This window comes from Sphingomonas pseudosanguinis (assembly GCF_014196255.1).
Classification (GTDB): domain Bacteria; phylum Pseudomonadota; class Alphaproteobacteria; order Sphingomonadales; family Sphingomonadaceae; genus Sphingomonas; species Sphingomonas pseudosanguinis.
Window position 1 is genome coordinate 89,110 of the sequence record NZ_JACIDH010000003.1, and the last position, 17,467, is coordinate 106,576.

A 17,467-nucleotide genomic window follows, 5' to 3' on the forward strand; every position below is an offset into this window, starting at 1 on the left:
GAAGGCGGCATCCCCCCGTTTCCCCTGCCTGTTTTCTGTCAGGATGCCGCCGCTCTTCAGCGTGCCGGTTCGATCACCTCCGGCACGCCAAGCCTCACATCGCGGAACTGGTCGCGAATCCTTTGCCAGTCGCCGACCACGACCCAATGGACGGTTCCCGGATCGGCGAAGGGGGCGGCGGCCCGCTCCACCTGCCCGGGCGTCAGCGCGCGCAGCCGCGCCGGCTGGCGCACGACATCGTCATGGGGCAGGCCGACGGACCGCGCGTCCGCCATCGCGGCCAGCAGATCGCCATTGCCCTCCAGCCGCGCGGCGTTCCTGTTGGCCGCCATCGTCGCGATACGATCGAGTTCGGCCTGTTCGGGCGGGCGGGTGCCGGTCAGCGCCCGCATCTCCCGGCCCAGTTCGACGACCGACTCGCCGCTATGATCGCGATCGACCGTGCCCGCGATGGTCCAGCGCCGCTGGCCGCGTAAGTCGTACACGCCCGAGCCGATGCCATAGGTCCAGCCCTTGCCCTCGCGCAAATTGGTCCCGATGCGCGAGGTCAGGTTGCCGCCATAGACCTCGTTGACGACCCAGGTCGCAGCGGCGTCGGTGCCGTCCGGCCGGTCGGCGGCGGGAAGCGCCTTGCCCGCGATGATATAGGTCTGGGTCGCGCCGGGCTTGTCGAGCACGGTGAGCGAGGGGGCCGCGCGGCCCGCCGCCGCCGGGATCGGTGTCGCGGGTGCGGGCGCCCCTTGCGCGGTCCAGCCGCCCAGCGCCTTTTCGAGAAGCGGCTTGAGCGTCGTCATATCCGTGTCCGCCGCGACATAGAGCGTCGCCTGATCGGGCCGCAGATGCCCGCGCATCCATTCGCGGACCGTCGCCGGATCGATCGCCTCCACCTGCCGGATCGCATCGGCGGCGGTCGCCGGCGGGGCATAGGGATGCCCGGTGCCGTAGATGGCGGTGTCGAGCACCCGGTCGGCCGCCGCACCCTGGTCGATCGCCTCGGCCCGCAGCACATCGGTTCGCGCCGATTTGAGCGCGGCGAGCGCGGCGGGGTTCATGTCGGCATGGGACAGCCCGTCCCCGAACAGCGCCAGCCCCTCGGCCAGCCGCGAGGCGTCCCAGGCATAGGTCAGATCGGCATGATCCAGTTCCACCTTGTCGCCGATCCAGCCGTTCAGTGCCCCGATCCGCTCGGTCCGGGCCAGCGCCCCCGCCGTCCTCGCCTTCGACGCCAACAGGTCCAGCGCGATCGGCGCGATCTCATGCGCATCGCCCGCGTTACCGCCCCGGTCGAAGCGCAGCAGCAGCATGTCGGTGATCGTGCCGGGACGCGGGACCAGCAGGACCTTCAGCCCGTTGGACAATTGCGCCTGCTCGGTCGGGGGGAACGGGATCGGCGTCATCGCGCCGAGCGGCGGCGGTCCCTTGGCGAGGTCATAGCCGCCGGACACCGCCTTCAGCGCCGGGCGGGGCAGAATGGCCAGATGATAGCCCGGCCGGCCATAGACCGCCGCCGCCACCCGGCGCACGCTGTCGGGCGTCGCGCTCCGGAGTTGCCGCAGATAGGTCTCGGCGTAAGCGACGTCCTCATTCCGCCGCGCGCCCCGCGTCAGCAGAAAGGCCTTGGACGACGTGCTTGCCTGAAGTCCCATCAGATACTGGATGCGCGCCGCCCGCGCGCTTTCCAGTTCCTCGACCGTCGGCCCCTCGGCCACGAAGCGGGCGAGCACCGCATCGACCTCCGCCTCGACGCGCGGCATCTGGTCGGCGGGAATGCCCGCCACGCCAAAGCCCATGCGGCTCGACAATTGCCCTTCGTCGAAGGTGACGAAGGCGGACTGGGCGATGCGCAGTTCCTCAACCAGACGGCGGTTCAGCCGCGACCGCGCGCCATTGGCGATGATATGCGCGATCAGGTCGAGCGCGGCGATCTCCGGCGACCCCGCCGGCGGCGCGAAATAGGTGACGTACAGCCGCCCGTCGGGCACCGTCCGGAACATCTGGCGGCGCAGCGGGCCGGGCAACGCCATCGACCGGGTCGACAGCCGATCGACCGGCAGCCTCGGCGCCAGTCCGCCGAAATAACGGGTGACCAGCGTGCGCGCCTCGTCCGCCGTCACATCGCCCGCCAGGATCAGCGTGGCGTTGGAGGGGCCATAATAGGTGTCGAACCAGCGCCGCGCGGTCTCCACCGTCACCGCGTTCAGATCGGCCTCCTCGCCGATGACGCTGTGGTGATAGGGATGATCCGCCGGATACATGTCACCCAGGATCGTCGCGTCCAGCCCGCCATAGGGCTGGCCACCGCGTTGCCGCTTCTCGCTCAGCACCACGCCGACCTCGCGCCTGATCCGGTCCTGGGTCAGCGCGTCGCCGACATGCCCCATCCGATCGGCCTCGAGGAAGAGCGTCCGCTCCAGCGCGGCGCGCGGCACCGTCTCGAAAAAGACGGTCGTGTCCTGCGTCGTGGTCGCGTTCATGTCGGTGCCGCCCATGTCCTGGACCGACCGGATCGCCGATTGATTCCAATGCGCGCTGCCGTCGAGCGCCAGATGCTCGAACAGATGCGCATAGCCGTGCTGGCCCGGCTGTTCGTCTTTCGAACCGACGTCATAGACCATCGTCGCACTGATCAGCGGCACATGGCTGCTGGTCTGGACGATGACCTTCAGCCCGTTGGGTAGCGTGAAGCGGGTGACGGGGTCGGTGATCGCGCGTTCCGGCAATCGCGCGGCGGGCCCCGCCTTTGCGCTCGCGCCCATCGTCCGTTCACGGGAAAGCACGCCCCCCACCGGGATCACATGCATCGCGGCGGCGGCCGTCAAAGCAACAATTGCAAAAGCTCGTGCCATCCCGCGAACATTACTGATTGCCACCCGCGTTTCCTGCGGTCAAAAGCAGAAAAGATGACCGGCCTGTCCCACTCAACCGACCAGGACACTTTCGCCGCGACCGGCGGTCCCGATGCCCCGACCGGACAGACCGCGCGGGTCATCCGGACGATCGCACAGGGCATTGCCGACGGCGTGCTGATCGCCGACGAGCGCCTGCCCTCGATCCGCGTCATGGCGGACACGCATGGCGTCAGCCGCGACACCGTACAGCGCGCCTATGACAAGCTGGTCGCGGGTGGCCAGATCTATGCCCGGCGCGGATCGGGCTTCTATGTCTCGCCGCCCGCGCTGATGCCCGCGGCACCGGCGATCCGCACCGCGCCCGTCGATCTCGCGCCGTTCCAGCTGTGCCACTCCACGCTGCCGCTCGACCGCTCGCCGGGCAGCGGCGTGCTGCGCCACGAGCCATCGGCGCTGGAGGAACTGAACCGGGTCCTGAAGAGCGTGGCCTCCTCCGGCCTGCGCACCACGGGCTATGGCGATCCCGCCGGCTATCTGCCGCTGCGCGAACAGATCCGCATCAAGCTGGGGCTGGACGGCATCGACGTACCGGTCGATGCGATCATGACGGTGCCGGGCTGTATCGCCGGGCTGGGCGTGGTGATCCGTGCCTTCGTCCGGCCCGGTGGCCGGGTGCTGGTCGAGGACCCGTGCTCCTTCGCGCATGTCGCCGCGTTGTTGTCGCAGGGGGCCGAAATCCTGCACGTGCCCCGCAAGGCCGACGGCCCCGACCTGGATGTGCTGCGCCTGCTATGCGAACGCTATCGCCCGGTGATGTTCCTGATGTCGTCGCTGATCCAGAATCCGACGGGCAACTGCGTATCGCTGCACACCGCACGCCAGCTGATCGAGATCGCCAAGGAATTCGAGATGATCCTGGTCGACGATGTCGGCCAGGGCGACCTGTTGCCCGCGACCGGCGGGCGACCGGTGGTGCCGCTGCTGCTGCTCGATCATCTCGACCGCGTCATCCATGTCGGCGGTTCGTCGCGCATCCTCTCGCCCGAGGTCGGCGTCGGTCACATCGTCGCGGGGGACCGCTATCAGGACATGCTGAACCGCTTCCGCCCCCTGAACGGGCTGGGCAACCTGCAAATCCAGGAGCGCGTGCTCTATCGCTTCCTGGATGAGGGGCTGTACCGCCGGCGATGCGAGCGGATACGCGGGCAGCTCGCCAAGGGGACGATCGCGCTGCGCCAGCATTTCGCCGGCATGGGGATCACCACGACGCCATCGATGGGCGGGCTGTTCCTATGGGCCGATCTGGGCGGCGGGGTCGACACGCTGGAACTGGCCAGGCGGTTGCTGGCACGCGGTTTCCTGAGCGCGCCGGGCAAGCATTTCCGCCCCGCCAGCACCGTCGCCTCGTCGGAAATGCGGTTCAACGTCACCACCACCAGCGAGGCAGCACTCCACGCGCTGGCGGACGGCCTGTCATCGCTCAGGGAGTGAGCGGCGCGCCAAATCGCGGCGCATGCGCGAAGTCGGCCTTGGCGAAGGGGCGGTCACGGAACATGTACCCATAATAGAATTCGCGAAGGTCGCGGTGAAAGGCACGGATACGGTCTTGATAGGCCAGTTGCGCCGCCAGATCGGTCCGCGCCAGCCGCGTCAGCAACGCCTGCACCCCGACCGAGGGCAGCACCCAGCCGAGACTGTTGGCGATCGCCGCGCGCCGTTCCAGCCCTTGGCGATAGGCACGCACGCGGTCCGCCACGCTTTCGTCGCCCAGCTGGTGGAAGGCGAAATACCATTTGTAATGAAAAGCCTGCGGCAAGGGTGGCGAGTCCGCCCATTGCGGGTGGCTGGCATAGAAGCGGCGCATGGTCTCCTCGCGCGGGATTTCCCAGGCGGCATGGACCCGCTCGCGCTGGGCGAGCGCGATCTCGCTCCCCTGCCCGACCGGGACCGCGCGATTGATCGCGACATTGGCGAAGGTCGGGATGACCAGCACCAGCATCAGCCACAACCCGGCCAGGGTCGCGGCATTGGCGGTCGATCCATGCCCCAGCCGCGCGACCAGGGCCGCAAGACCGATCCAGAACAGCAGATAGAGCGCGGCCACGATGACGATCAGCAGCATCGCGCCCACGCCGACCCCGGACAGGATCGCCCCCACCAGGAACGGGACGATCAGCGCGCCGAGCAACAGCGCGAACCGTACCATCGCGCGGCGGAACCACAGCCGCCGTCCACCCGGCATCGCATCCAGCATCCGCGCCCGCCCCGCCTCGCGCTCGCCGGACTTCAGGTCGTGGAACAGCGCGATGGCGAAGAGCGGCGCCAGGAACACCAGCACGAAGGAGAAATCGAACCGCCCCGGCAAGGCCAGTTCGGGGTTGAACGTATCCCCGTCATAAATTTGCGCCTCCAGCCCCAGCGCGCGGACGCGCAGGATATAGGGCGCGACATCGCGCATCCCGATTGCCGCAAAGGCCAGCGGGGCCGGCGAATCCCAGGTCGGGTGGAAGCTGTAATAGGCCGCGCTCCCGGCATCCTTGGTGCGATCGACATAGTCGGCGACCGCGCCGATATCCTCGGCCTGCGCCGCCGCCACCGCATCGATCGCGGCATGCTGACGCGCGACCTCGGCCATGCCCGCCGCCACCGCTGCTGCGCTGAGCAGCGCCATCAGGATCAGCGCGGCCAGCGCCAGACGCGAGCGCAGGAGCAGCCGTGTTTCGTGACGCCACAGGGTCATCGACGCGCTCCGAGACGACGGGTGGCAAGGACCAGCGCCGCACCGATCACCACCAACCAGCCGGACAGGACCGCCAGCCCCGGCAGGCTGGCGCGCACCAGCGCATCGGGGCCGGCGGCGCGGAAGCCGAATTCGGGCAGCTTGCGCCAATGGTCGGCGGTGATCCGCTTGCGCTTGTCCGCCCCGGCATCCTCGGCGGTATCGTCGGCATAGGTCACCGCCTCGGCCTGCAACCGGTTCAGCCGCTGGATCAGGTCGTAGCGATAGGCCTCGGCCTGTTCGAGGAAGCGACGATGCCCCTCGAAATCGGTGCCCGCCGCCGCCATCGACGTCTGGCGCAGCGCGATCGCCGGGCTGACCAGCCCGATCGCCCCGACCAGTGCATTCTGCGCCGCCTGCGCCGCGAAGTCGCGCGCGGCATAGTGATCGAACAGCCGACTGGTCAGCGCCTCGCCCTCCAGCGCCAACAGCCCCTTGTAATTGACCGGCAGGTCCTCGACGCGGGTCACGCCGTAGCGTGCCAGCGTCGCCTTCTTGAACTCCGCGAAATGCGGATCGTCGGGATTGTGGCTGTCGCCCAGGCGGCGCAGGTCGCGCGCGATGGCGACATCGGTCTGCAACCGGTTGGCCAGCGGATAGGCGCGATTGGCGATCTCGGGCGCGACGCGCGGCAACAGCACCACCGTGACCGCCCAGACCGCCAGCAGGGCCAGCAGCGCGTCACGCCGCCGCCGGACCAGCATCGACACCAAGGTGACGATGCCGACCCACAGTGCAAGATAGGCGGCATAAGCGAGGACGATCGTCGCCATCGGCCCGGCATAGGCCCCCGCCTGCCCCGCGATCAGCGCAAAGCCGATCATCGCGGGCACCGCGATCAGCAGCGCCACCGATCCCAGCGCCAGCAGCTTGCCCAGCACGATCGCACGCGCCGACGCGCCCTGCAGCATCAACGGGCGCAGCGTGCCGCGCTCGGTCTCTCGCGCCACCGCGCCATAGCCCAGGAAGATCAGCAGCAAGGGCGCGACCGCCTGCAACACGAAGGCCGGAGTCAGCTGCCCGAAGCGGATCAACGGCGAACTCTGGCGCACATCGCCGAAATTGGCGGTATTCTGGCGATGCCCCTCCAGAAACATGCTGTTGCCGGTAAAGGCGTCGACCCCGGGATCGAAGGCGGCAAGCGGCCCCAGCGGCCGGAAGATGAAATGGCCATAATGCACGACCCGGTGCGGGTGCCGATCTGGCTGCGCCTCGAAGGCATGGTCGGCATGCGCCTGATGCTGCGCGCGTGCGGCGGCGATCCCCTGTTGATGCGTCCAGGACGTGACGACCGCGACCAGCGTCAGGATGACCAGCAGGACGACAGCGGTCACCGCCACCCGGTTGCGCCGCATCAGCCGCAATTCATCACGCGCGATCAGCGACACCGCGCTCATGCCGCGAGCGCCCGTCCGGCGAACCGATCGCGAAGGCCGCGCACGTCGAACCGCGCCGGCCCCTCCGCCGTGACCTCCTCGACGATACGCCCGCCCTCCAGAAAGCCGATGCGATCGGCGACATCGGCGGCGCTCAGCAGGTCGTGCGTGACCATCAGCACGGCGGTGCCCCTGTCGCGCACCGCATGGAGCAGCGTATTGAAATCGGAGGTCGCGCGTGGATCAAGGCCCGAGGTCGGCTCGTCGAGCAGCAATACCGGCACCTCGCGCAGCAAGGCGACCGCGATGGCGACCTTTTGCCGCATCCCCTTGGAAAAGCCGGCGAGCCGCTGGTCATAGGCGCGCTCCTGCAACCCGGCCGCCGCCAGCGCCTCGACGATCGCAGCCCGCGCACGCGGCGTGCCCGACAGCGCGAGCAGATAATCGGCATTCTCGACCGCACTCAGATGTTCGTACAGCGCGACATTCTCGGGCAGATAAGCGATGCGACGCCGTGCCCCATCGGGATCGCGCGCGGGATCAATCCCGCCCACCGCGACCCGCCCGGCATCGGCCCGGACGAAACCCAGCAGCGCCGACAGGGTGGTCGACTTGCCAGCGCCATTGCCGCCCAGCAGCGCATAGACCTCCCCGCCCGCGACGTTCAGCGACAGGCCGTTCAGGACATGATGCGAACCATAGGACAGCTGGACGGCGTCGATCAGGATTTCGCTATTCGGGTTCGGCATCGCCGTCTCCTGCATCATCAAGGGCGTCGCGCCGAAGCGCGGTGGTCGAGGCATGCGCGCCGCCCGGATGGCGACCATTCCGCAACACCTCCAGCGCGTTACGCGCCGAATGCCGGTCTTTTACCCGGCGGCGTGGGGCATGCAATAGTTACTTTGTATCATCTCATGGCCAACGATGATCCTCCCCTGTAAGGGGAGGGGGACCAGCGAAGCTGGTGGAGGGGTGTCCCCGGTTGTGAGGGTACATCCAGCTCTCCGACGGGGACACCCCTCCGTCAGGCCTTCGGCCTGCCACCTCCCCTTGCAGGGGAGGAAAATTGTCACTCCACCTCGCGCGCGATGGGGTAGCGCAGCGGATAGGGATGGCCCGGCCCCGCCTGCGCATAGAGCCAGGCCAGCCGCGCATCGGGATCGGCGGCGAAAGCCGGCTCGGCCCGCAACTTCGCCTCGAACCGTGCCTTCGCCGCCGGATCGGTCGCCAGCAGCTTGTCGCCCAGCGCCGCCAGCACGAAGGCGTCGGTATTGGGGGCCGCGCCCAGCATCTCCGGGAAGAAACCCCAGGCCAGGAACGAATCCTGGCTTTCGGGCTCCAGCAGCGCCGCCGCGAGCAGCCCCAGCGGCTGGTCCGCCGGCACGCGCACGCTGCCGGCCGGCATCTCTGTCCGAGCAGACTCATGCACGAAGCCCGCCGTGATCGGATAGCGCCCCTCCAGCGGCTGGCCGAGCTTGGGGTCGACCAGACGCACCCGATCGAGCGTCAGGGTGCGCGGTGCCGCCAGCGTCTCGAACGCGATGCCATGGACACGTAGCCGGTCGATCACCTCGGTCTGCGCGGCCGGCACCCACCACGCCTTGGGCAGGCGGACGGTTTCGGTCGGCGTCTGGCCGATGATCGGCATGCGGAAGGTGATGGGCTTGCCGTTCCAGCGCTGCTCCATCCGCCCCGAGGCGGGCGACATATAGGTATCGAAGCCCACGCCCTTGAACCGCTCGATCCAGCCGATCGGCTTGGCCGCCGGGGTCCAGCGGGTCATGAGCGTGGCCGGACGGCTCGCGCGGTCCTGCGCCTTAGCCGCCGCGATCCGGTCCGCATCGGTCGCGGCGATCCTCAGTGCGGCCTCCAGCAGGACATAGGTGCCGAGCACCCGCTGGCGATAGGGTTTGAGCATGTGGTTCTCGACCAGCACGGTCGGCATCGCGATGAAGTCGCCATAGCCGGTCGAATAGCGTGGCCCCTCGGGGCTTTGGCGGATGCCCTTGTCCGGTTGGCGCGTATCGATCGGGCTGGGATATTTGATCGGGATATGCCCCGCCGCCGTCAGCGCGTTCGTCACCGCCGGGCCGAACCGCCCCTCCAGCCAGTCGGCGGTCGCACGGTGGCGCGCATAGGTGCCCCAGCCGGCATAGGTGAAGGTGACATCATACTGCATGTCGAAGCCTTCGCTGACATGACAGTCGATATAGAGGATCGGGTCGAGCGAGCGGATCAGCCCGATCATCGCGCGCGTCTCCGGTGCGTCGATCTTGCCATAGTCGCGGTTGAGGTCGATGTTGCGCGCGTTGGCGTCGCGCCCCTTTTGCGCAGGCCCCCGGATATGCGGGAAGTTGTAGGCGCTCATCTGTTCATGGCCGTCAATATTGTAGATCGGCACGAACACCAGATCGACCGTGTCGAGCAGGTCCGCCTTCCCCCGTAGCGCGATGTCGCGCAGCAGCATCAGCCCGGCGTCCTTGCCGTCGATCTCGCCCGCATGAATGCCCGCCTGTACCAGCACGACCGGCTTGCCCGCCCCGCCCTTGCTCGCCCGGACATAGAGGAGGTCGCGCCCCTCGGTCGTGCGACCGAACGTGGCGAGTGTGATCAGCGGCGAGGCGGCGTCCAGCCGCTCCAGCCAGGCGCGCACCTCCGCATAGCGCGGCGTCGTCTTGAAACCGGCGGCCTCGGCCGGCGTGATCCAGGGATCGCCCGGCCTGGCGATCAGCGCCTCGCTCTTGCCAGACCAGGGTAAGATCGGCGGCAGCGGTGCTGGCCCATCCTGGGCGAAGGAGACGGTGGTCATCGTGGAAAGCAACAGGCCCAAAATCGGGCTAACGCGTGAAAACAAGGATCGACTTCCGATGTGATGTCCAGGGCGGCGCGCCGGGACGATCCCGACGCCACCGCACCCGTTCGACATGGTTGCGTTGCGGCAGAACCTTATTATGAGACGTTGCAACATACCGCAACCGCATGGTGTCGATCCCGTGCCATCGCCTGGAGTTCCGATGTCCCCTGTCCTGTCCCGCCCGTCGCATCGGTCGATCTCCGCCCTGGCCTGGGTGCTCGCGCTGGGTGCCCTGCCCCTCACCGCCCAGGCGCAGGAGGCGGCGGATCAGCAGAGCTTCACCGATCAGGACGAATCGCGCGGCAGCGACATCGTCGTGCTCGGCACGCGCAGCACCGTCGACCGGACCCAGTCGTCCGACCGCGTCACCGAGCGCATGTCGCAGTCGAGCCGTTCGATCGAGCGCGACATCCTCGACGCGGCGGGCACCTATCGCCTCAGCGACGCGCTCGAACTGGTCAGCGGGTTCAGCCAGCAGAACAACCGTGGCGGCGTGATCGACAATTTCGCGGTGCGCGGCTTCCTCGGCACGCCCGATGGCGGCGCGGAATATTATCTGAACGGCTTTCTCGCCAATCGCGGCATGGCCCCGCCGCGCGATCCCGCCACGACCGAGCGGATCGAGGTGCTGAAGGGCCCCGCCGGCGCACTGTTCGGCGATGTCGATCCCGGCGGCCGCGTCAACATCGTGACCAAGGTGCCGCGCTTCACCCCACATGCCAATGCGATGGTCAGCTATGGCTCGTTCAACACGCGCCGGGTCGAACTGGACGCGACGGGGCCGCTGTCGCGTACGCTGGCCGCACGCATCGTGGTCGCGGGCGAGGATAGCGACGGGTGGCGCGACACCGTCACGCTGCGCCGCCGCGTCGTCTCCCCCTCGCTGACCTGGCAGCCGAGCGAGGCGCTGCGCCTGACCTATACCGGCGAGTTCAGCCAGTTCGACACGCCCTTCGATCGCGGCATCCCCGCCATCAACGGCGATGCCAACGCGCTGCCCCTGTCCAACTATTATGGCGAGCCGTCGAACGGCATCACCAAGTCGCGTAACAACCAGCATCAGATCACCGGCCTCGCCGAGCTGGGCGGCGGCTGGACGCTGAACGGCGGCATGGTCTGGCGCAAGGGCACGCTGCGCGGCCTGTCGGCGGACCAGTCGCGCATCGTCGGCACGTCGCTGTGGCGGCAGCGCCGCTCGCGCGATTTCAGCGTCGACGATCTGTCCGCCCGGCTGGAACTGGCCGGACAGATCGGGCAGCACCGGGTCAGCGTCGGGGTGAAGGGCTATCGCTTCTTCTATGGCGAGCGGTGGATGCGCATCAATCCGTCGGCGGCGGCCCCCTATGCCATCGACCTGTTCAACCCGGTCTATGGTTCGACCGCGGCACCTTTGCGGCCCTTCACCAACAATGACGAAAGCCGCTGGGCAGGCACCTTCTATGTGCAGGACATGTGGGACGTGACCGACCGCCTGACCCTGGTCGGCGGCGCGCGGATCGATCCCTATCGCCAGAAGATCGTCAACAACAATACCGGCTCGACCGGGCGCAACATCAACGAGCCGGTCAATTTCCGGGTCGGCGCGCGCTACCGCGTGACCGACGCCATCGCGGTGCATGCCAATTGGGGCGAGAATTTCTCGCTCAACACCGGCACCGACCGCAACGGCAACGGCTTCGGCCCGGAGACCGGGCGTGGTTATGAGGTCGGGATCGCCGCCAAGCTGCCGGGCATCGACATGGCCGCGACCTGGTTCGACATCCGCAAGAAGGATATCCTCACCACCGATCCGGTCGATCCCAACTTCCTGGCGCCGGTCGGCAGCATGGTCAGCCGGGGTATCGAACTCGACGCCTCGGCCCGGCTGGGCCAGCGCTGGCAGATCGTCGCCAACTATGCGTGGCTGGACGCCAAGGCCGACGACGCCACTTTCCCGACGCCCGCCGTGCTGAACGTGCCCGAACATTCGGGCACGCTGCTGGTCGTCCACCGCGTGCCCACGCCGCGCGGTGACTGGCAGTTGAGCGGGGGTGTCGCCTATGTCGGCGACCGGGCGGGGTCGCTCACCGCCAATCCGATCATCCTGCCCGAATATGTGAAGGTGAAGGCCGCGATCGAGGCGCCGGTCGTGCAGGGCCTGCGCTTCCGGCTGGAGGCGGACAACCTGCTCGACCAGCGTTATGCCGCGAGTTCGTACAGCGCCTTGTGGATCTATCCCGGCGCACCTCGCACCGTGCGCGCCTCGCTGCGCATGGAGATCTGACGAAGAGCGCGGCTGGCTGGGCCAATGGACATTCGAACATGCCTTTCATTTCCCTCGTCCCTCTTTGAGGGAGAGGGAGAGGGCGTGGCGGCATGAATGTCGATCGCCCCTAACGGGCGGCGTTCTTCGATCCGCCGCATATTCGTCACGCAGGTGAAACCTTCCCTTCCTACTGGCCCCGCCCATGGGCGCCGAGCGAGCAGCCCCGGGGGAAGGTTTCACCATGACATTCAAGACCGCCAGCGCCGTCGTGGCGCTGCACATCCTGTTCGCGCCCGCCGCCTGGGCGCAGGTCGCGCCGACGAACGACGACGCGACGCAACAGAACCAGCCCGCCGTCGACGCCGCGACCGGCAATGACGTGATCGTCACCGGTACGCGCGAACGCGGCCGGACGCAGTTCGACACGCTGGCCCCGGTCGATGTCCTGCCCGAAACGCTGATCCGCTCGGGCGTGTCGAGCGACCTGAACGACACGCTGGCGCAGCTGCTGCCCTCGTTCAACGTGCAACGCCTGCCCGCCGCCGATGGCCAGGCCTTTGTCCGCCCCGCCACCTTGCGCGGGCTGTCGGCCGACCAGACGCTCGTCCTGATCAACGGCAAGCGCTATCACCGCTCGGCGCTGCTCGGCACGCGCGGCGCACAGGCGCCCGACCTCGCCAGCATCCCCAGCTTGGCGATCAAGCGGATCGAGGTGCTGCGCGACGGCGCCTCGGCGCAATATGGATCGGATGCGATCGCGGGTGTCATCAACGTCATCCTCGACGACACCGCCGGTATGGAAGCTTACGGCCAGTTCGGCCAATATTATGCCGGCGACGGCAATGACTATCAGTCGGGCGCGCGCGGCGGCATCGCGCTGGACGATCGGGGCGCGATCGTCTTCACCGGCCAGTTCGAACATTCCGAGGCGACCTCGCGTACCCGCCAGCGCCCCGATGCGCTGACCTTCCAGGCGGCGAACCCGACGCTTGTCGTGCCCAACCCCGTCCAGCGCTGGGGCCAGCCCGATGAGGAGCGGGTGCGCGGCGCGGTCGACATGCATTACGACCTGACGCCGGGTGCAACCCTCTATGCGTTCGGCACCGTCCAGCAGGGCGAAGGCATCACCGATTTCAACTGGCGCAATCCGGCAGGGACCGGCAGCGTCTACAACGCCAGCAGCGCCTTTCCGGGGTTCAGCTTCCGCCGCATCTACCCGGTCGGCTTCACCCCGCGCTTCGGCACCCGCTTCGCCGACATCCAGGCCAATAGCGGCGTGCGCGGATCGCTGTCCGACGCCTTCTCCTACGACATCAGCGCATCGTCGGGCCGCAGCCGCATCGACTACACCATGCGCGAAAGCCTGAACGCCTCGCTCGGCCCCAATAGCCCGACCAGCTTCTATCTCGGCCGGCTGACGCAGATCGAGACGAACCTGAACGCCGACTTCGTCTATCGCCTGCCCATCGGCGGGATCGATCCGCTCAACATCGCCTTTGGCGGCGAGCGGCGGATCGAGCGCTATGTCGTCGGCACCGGCGACCCGGCCTCCTATGCGATCGGACCGGGCGCGGCGACGGGGTTGGCGCCCAATTCGAACGGCTTCCCCGGCTTCGGCCCGCAACAGGCCGGCCGGTTCAGCCAGACCAGCCATGCCGGCTATGTCGATCTGGCGTGGCGGCCGATCCAGCTGCTCTCGCTGGGCGCGGCGGGGCGGTACGAGGATTTCTCCAGCTTCGGCGACAAGTTCACCTACAAGCTGTCGGCACGGGTCGAGCCGGTCGCATGGCTGGCGCTGCGTGGCACCTATTCCACCGGTTTCCGCGCACCGACCCCGGCGCAGCTCAACACCCGCGTCGTCAGCCAGGGGCTCGACACGCGCACGTTGCAGGTGTTCAACCAGGGTCGTCTAGCGCCCAGCGATCCGCTGGCCGTCGCGCTGGGGGCCAAGCCGCTGCGCCCCGAAACCTCGCGCAACGCCACCATCGGGCTGGCGGTGCAGACCCATGTCGGGCTGAGCGCGACGGTCGATCTCTATCAGATCGATGTCGACGACCGCTTCAGCCAGTCGGCGACCATCGCCATCCCGGCCAGCCTGCCCAACCCCAACCGCTTCACCTCGATCAGCTATTTCACCAACGACTTCAACACGCGCACGCGCGGCGTCGATGTCGTCATCGGCTATAACCGCCAACTGGGCGAAGGCCGCGCCAGCGCGACGCTCGCCTATAATTACAACCGCACGACGGTGCGCAGCGGCACCAGCGCGGCGATTGCCAATGCGACGCAGCGGCGCATCTTCGAAGAACGCCTGCCGCGTCACAACGCGACCGGCACGCTGGGCTATGACATCGGCCCGGTGGGCGTGATGCTGCGCGGGCGCTATTATGGTCCGTGGACCGACGTGACCGGCAATGCGACCGGCGAGCTGTTCCAGCGGTTCGACGGCATCGCGCTGTTCGATGCGTCGGTCACCTATCGCCTGACGCCCAATATCTCGATCCGGGGTGGTGCTGAAAATCTGTTCGGCACCTATCCCGACGAGGCGACCAACCAGGCCAATCGCGGCCTGATCTACTCGCGCAACGCCCCCTATGATACCGATGGCGGGCGTTACTATGTCCGTCTGGGGCTGACCTTCTGATGATCGATCGGCGCGCGCTTTTGGCGGCTGGCATGGCGGCCACCCTTCCCCTGCCGGCGCGCGCCGCTGGCCCCGCCCGTCCTTCGCCCGATGACGAGGCCTTTTGGGCGAAGGTCGCGGGCGAATACGACCTGCCGGGCGACGTCGTCCAGCTGGAGAACGGCAATTGGGGCGCGATGGCGCGGTCGGTGCGCGCCGCCTATGAACAGGCGGTCGCGCGGGTGAACCGGGACACCAGCTATTATGCCAGGCGCGGGATGCTCGCCGATCTGGCGGCGGCGCGCGCGGCGGTGGCCGTCGAACTGGGCGTGCCGGCGGACGAGATCGCCTTCACCCGCAACGCGACCGAGGCGCTCAAGGCGTTGATCCTGGGCTATAACCGCCTGTCGCCGGGCGATGCGGTGCTTTACGCCGATCTCGATTATGACAGCATGCAGGCCTGTATGGAGAGCCTGGGGCCAAGACGCGGCGTGCGTGTCCGCCGCATCGCCCTGCCCGAGCCGGCGACCCGCGACAGCCTGATCGCCGCCTATGCCGAGGCGATGACGGCCGAGCCTAGGCTGAAGCTGATCCTGTTGACCCATCTCAGCCACCGCACCGGGCTGGTCATCCCGGTGCGTGAGATCGCCGCCATGGCGCGGGCGCGCGGGATCGACGTGATCGTCGATGCGGCGCATAGCTGGCAACAGCTCGACTTCGCGCTGCCCGATCTGGATTGCGATTTCGTCGGGTTGAACGGGCATAAATGGCTGGGCGCGCCGCTGGGGGTCGGCATCCTCCATATCCGCCGGTCGGCGCTGGCGCGGATCGACCGCGATCCGGCGGAGGAGCCCGGTGGCCCCGATACGGTGATGGCGCGGGTGCATACAGGCACGCTCGACTATGCGTCCTGGCTGACCGTGCCCGCCGCGCTCGCCTTTCAGCAGCGGATCGACCGGGCTGCTCGCGCCACCCGCCTGCGCGCGCTCCGCGATCGCTGGGTGAAGCGGGCACGGGCGATCCCGGGCATCAGCGTCCTGACGCCCGACGATCCGGTGCTGCACGGCGCGATCACGTCGTTCCGGATCGACGGCGTGACCGATGCCGCCGGCAATGCCGCATTGGCCCGGACGCTGCTGGACCAGCACCGGGTCTTCACGGTGCACCGCACCGGCCCCGCCAAGGGCGCGTGCATCCGCGTCACGCCGGCGCTGTTCACCAGCACAGCCGATGTCGATCGCCTGGCGGCGGCGCTGCCGGACCTTTTATCCTCCCCGGCACGGGGAGGTGGCAGGCCGAAGGCCTGACGGAGGGGGGCTTCGGTATAGGACGTCCCTCGCCGCACGCCCCCTCCACCATCGCTTCGCGATGGTCCCCCTCCCCGTCCCGGGGAGGATCTATTTTGGCGCGACCCGTTCGACGATCTGGCGGATGGCCTCGCGGTCCAGCGGCTCGGTATCGATCGAATTATGGATACCGATCCCCTCGACCAACGCATCGAGCGCGCGCGCGGTCAGCGGGTCGAAGAACCGCTCCAGCGCGGCGCGGCTGTTGTTCATCCAGCGTTGCATCACCCGCGACACCGGCGGATGCCGCGCGGCGAAGGCATAAAGCTCGTAGCTGAGCAGCAACGTGCGCGGCTCCGCCCAGACCGAGCCGGCGATGATGTCGATGATCGCCGCGCGCGCGCTGGCGCGGTCGATCGCCTCCGCCATGCGCGCCCCGAACGCCGCCGAGGATTGCTCCGCCAGTTGCAGGAACGCCGCGGTCAGCAATTCCTCCAGCGAGGCGAAATAATAGGTCACCGACCCCAAGGGCACGCCGGCCGCCGCCGCGATCCGGCGATGGGTGGTGCCGGGCACGCCATGTTCGGCGACGACGTCCAGCGTCGCGTCGACGATCCGCTGCCGCCGTTCGGGGTCGTTTCGCCGTGCCACGCGATCGGCCATGCCGGAACTCCATTGCATTGCATGTGTACAAATGTACACATGCCGTCCGAACGCGGCGGACGAAAGCCCGCCCTAGCGCAAAAGAGGATGATACGCATGAAGGAGGCCACGCTGTCACGCCGGACGATCATCGGCGGTGCCGCCGCCCTGACGATCCCCGCTCTGGCGGAGGCGAAGGATGGCGGGCAGCCCACGGGCCGCACGATCCTGGGCCGGCGCGACGGCCGCTGGCTGAACGCGCCGCGCCAATGGAGCACGGACGGCAGCGGCGACCTGACGCTCACGACCGACCAGGGCACCGATTTCTGGCGGGAGACCCATTACGGCTTCACGCGCGACAGCGGCCATTTCCTGGGATTTCCGGCGGCGGACGCCTTCACCGCGCAACTCCGCATCCGGGGTCGCTATGACAAGCTCTATGATCAGGCGGGCATCATGGTGCGGGTCGACGAACGCCGCTGGGTCAAGGCGGGGATCGAGCTGTCGGATGGACAGGCGATGCTCAGCAGCGTGCTGACCGATGGCCGGTCGGATTGGGCGACCGGTCCCTATGCGCAGGATGCCAGCGACTTCTGGATGCGTGCGACCGTCGCCAAGGGCGTGTTGCGGTTGCAGGTGTCGGCGGACGGCAAGGCCTGGCCGCTCGTCCGGCTGTCCCCCTTCCCGGTCGCGTCCGCCTATCAGGTCGGGCCGATGGCCTGCACACCCGAACGCAGCGGCCTGGCCGTCCGCTTCTCCGACCTGACGATCACCGCGCCGCTCGGCAAAGACCTTCACGACCTGAGCTGATCC

At 68.2% G+C, this 17,467-nt stretch carries 11 protein-coding genes; 5 read left to right on the forward strand and 6 right to left on the reverse strand.

What is annotated here, in order from left to right; genetic code table 11:
• Positions 1-56 precede the first annotated feature (56 nt).
• Positions 57-2,756 carry a M16 family metallopeptidase gene (locus tag GGR48_RS06405; RefSeq protein ID WP_183951059.1) on the reverse strand — a complete coding sequence of 900 codons (2,700 nt, stop codon included), beginning with the start codon at positions 2,754-2,756 and terminating at the stop codon, positions 57-59.
• A gap of 144 nt (positions 2,757-2,900) precedes the next feature.
• On the opposite strand from GGR48_RS06405, the gene GGR48_RS06410 reads away from it, so the two are divergent.
• Positions 2,901-4,340, forward strand: a complete 1,440-nt coding sequence (locus tag GGR48_RS06410; RefSeq protein WP_183951060.1) for an aminotransferase-like domain-containing protein — start codon at positions 2,901-2,903, stop codon at positions 4,338-4,340.
• Here GGR48_RS06410 and GGR48_RS06415 read toward each other — a convergent pair.
• The 4 genes from GGR48_RS06415 to GGR48_RS06430 all read right to left on the reverse strand — a co-directional run bounded on the left by GGR48_RS06415 (position 4,330) and on the right by GGR48_RS06430 (position 9,813).
• Positions 4,330-5,589: an ABC transporter permease gene (locus GGR48_RS06415; RefSeq protein ID WP_183951061.1), complete on the reverse strand. Its 1,260-nt coding sequence runs from the start codon at positions 5,587-5,589 to the stop codon at positions 4,330-4,332. The genes GGR48_RS06410 and GGR48_RS06415 overlap by 11 nt on opposite strands.
• Positions 5,586-7,025: an ABC transporter permease gene (locus GGR48_RS06420; protein WP_183951062.1), complete on the reverse strand. Its 1,440-nt coding sequence runs from the start codon at positions 7,023-7,025 to the stop codon at positions 5,586-5,588. The genes GGR48_RS06415 and GGR48_RS06420 overlap by 4 nt, the downstream gene beginning before the upstream one ends.
• Positions 7,022-7,768 (reverse strand): ABC transporter ATP-binding protein, encoded by a 747-nt coding sequence (locus tag GGR48_RS06425; RefSeq protein ID WP_240456043.1) that lies wholly within the window; start codon positions 7,766-7,768, stop codon positions 7,022-7,024. The genes GGR48_RS06420 and GGR48_RS06425 overlap by 4 nt, the downstream gene beginning before the upstream one ends.
• 305 nt (positions 7,769-8,073) lie before the next feature.
• A complete protein-coding gene (locus GGR48_RS06430; RefSeq protein WP_183951063.1) occupies positions 8,074-9,813 on the reverse strand; it encodes a M14 family metallopeptidase in 1,740 nt (579 codons plus the stop codon).
• Positions 9,814-10,018: 205 nt separating this feature from the next.
• On the opposite strand from GGR48_RS06430, the gene GGR48_RS06435 reads away from it, so the two are divergent.
• From GGR48_RS06435 to GGR48_RS06445, 3 genes are all read left to right on the forward strand, one after another.
• A complete protein-coding gene (locus GGR48_RS06435) occupies positions 10,019-12,121 on the forward strand; it encodes a TonB-dependent receptor (protein ID WP_221211411.1) in 2,103 nt (700 codons plus the stop codon).
• 223 nt (positions 12,122-12,344) lie between these two features.
• The gene (locus GGR48_RS06440) at positions 12,345-14,747 is read left to right on the forward strand and encodes a TonB-dependent receptor plug domain-containing protein (protein ID WP_183951064.1); all 2,403 of its coding nucleotides are present in this window, start codon (positions 12,345-12,347) and stop codon (positions 14,745-14,747) included.
• Entirely contained in the window at positions 14,747-16,033 is a 1,287-nt protein-coding gene (locus GGR48_RS06445) for an aminotransferase class V-fold PLP-dependent enzyme (protein ID WP_183951065.1), read from the forward strand. The genes GGR48_RS06440 and GGR48_RS06445 overlap by 1 nt, the downstream gene beginning before the upstream one ends.
• 90 nt (positions 16,034-16,123) lie before the next feature.
• Here the strand turns inward: GGR48_RS06445 and GGR48_RS06450 are convergent, their stop codons facing one another.
• Positions 16,124-16,675: a TetR/AcrR family transcriptional regulator gene (locus GGR48_RS06450; protein WP_183951066.1), complete on the reverse strand. Its 552-nt coding sequence runs from the start codon at positions 16,673-16,675 to the stop codon at positions 16,124-16,126.
• A gap of 96 nt (positions 16,676-16,771) precedes the next feature.
• Here GGR48_RS06450 and GGR48_RS06455 point away from each other — a divergent pair, with 96 nt between their 5' ends.
• Positions 16,772-17,464: a DUF1349 domain-containing protein gene (locus GGR48_RS06455; RefSeq protein WP_206362484.1), complete on the forward strand. Its 693-nt coding sequence runs from the start codon at positions 16,772-16,774 to the stop codon at positions 17,462-17,464.
• Positions 17,465-17,467 lie beyond the last annotated feature (3 nt).

Coding starts and splice junctions, on each gene's coding strand:
- GGR48_RS06430 (WP_183951063.1), bottom strand. CDS start 9,813: ATGACCACCGTCTCCTTCGCCCAGGATGGGCCAGCACCGCTGCCGCCG.
- GGR48_RS06410 (WP_183951060.1), top strand. CDS start 2,901: ATGACCGGCCTGTCCCACTCAACCGACCAGGACACTTTCGCCGCGACC.
- GGR48_RS06425 (WP_240456043.1), bottom strand. CDS start 7,768: ATGCAGGAGACGGCGATGCCGAACCCGAATAGCGAAATCCTGATCGAC.
- GGR48_RS06445 (WP_183951065.1), top strand. CDS start 14,747: ATGATCGATCGGCGCGCGCTTTTGGCGGCTGGCATGGCGGCCACCCTT.
- GGR48_RS06420 (WP_183951062.1), bottom strand. CDS start 7,025: ATGAGCGCGGTGTCGCTGATCGCGCGTGATGAATTGCGGCTGATGCGG.
- GGR48_RS06405 (WP_183951059.1), bottom strand. CDS start 2,756: ATGGGCGCGAGCGCAAAGGCGGGGCCCGCCGCGCGATTGCCGGAACGC.
- GGR48_RS06435 (WP_221211411.1), top strand. CDS start 10,019: ATGTCCCCTGTCCTGTCCCGCCCGTCGCATCGGTCGATCTCCGCCCTG.
- GGR48_RS06415 (WP_183951061.1), bottom strand. CDS start 5,589: ATGACCCTGTGGCGTCACGAAACACGGCTGCTCCTGCGCTCGCGTCTG.
- GGR48_RS06450 (WP_183951066.1), bottom strand. CDS start 16,675: ATGGCCGATCGCGTGGCACGGCGAAACGACCCCGAACGGCGGCAGCGG.
- GGR48_RS06440 (WP_183951064.1), top strand. CDS start 12,345: ATGACATTCAAGACCGCCAGCGCCGTCGTGGCGCTGCACATCCTGTTC.
- GGR48_RS06455 (WP_206362484.1), top strand. CDS start 16,772: ATGAAGGAGGCCACGCTGTCACGCCGGACGATCATCGGCGGTGCCGCC.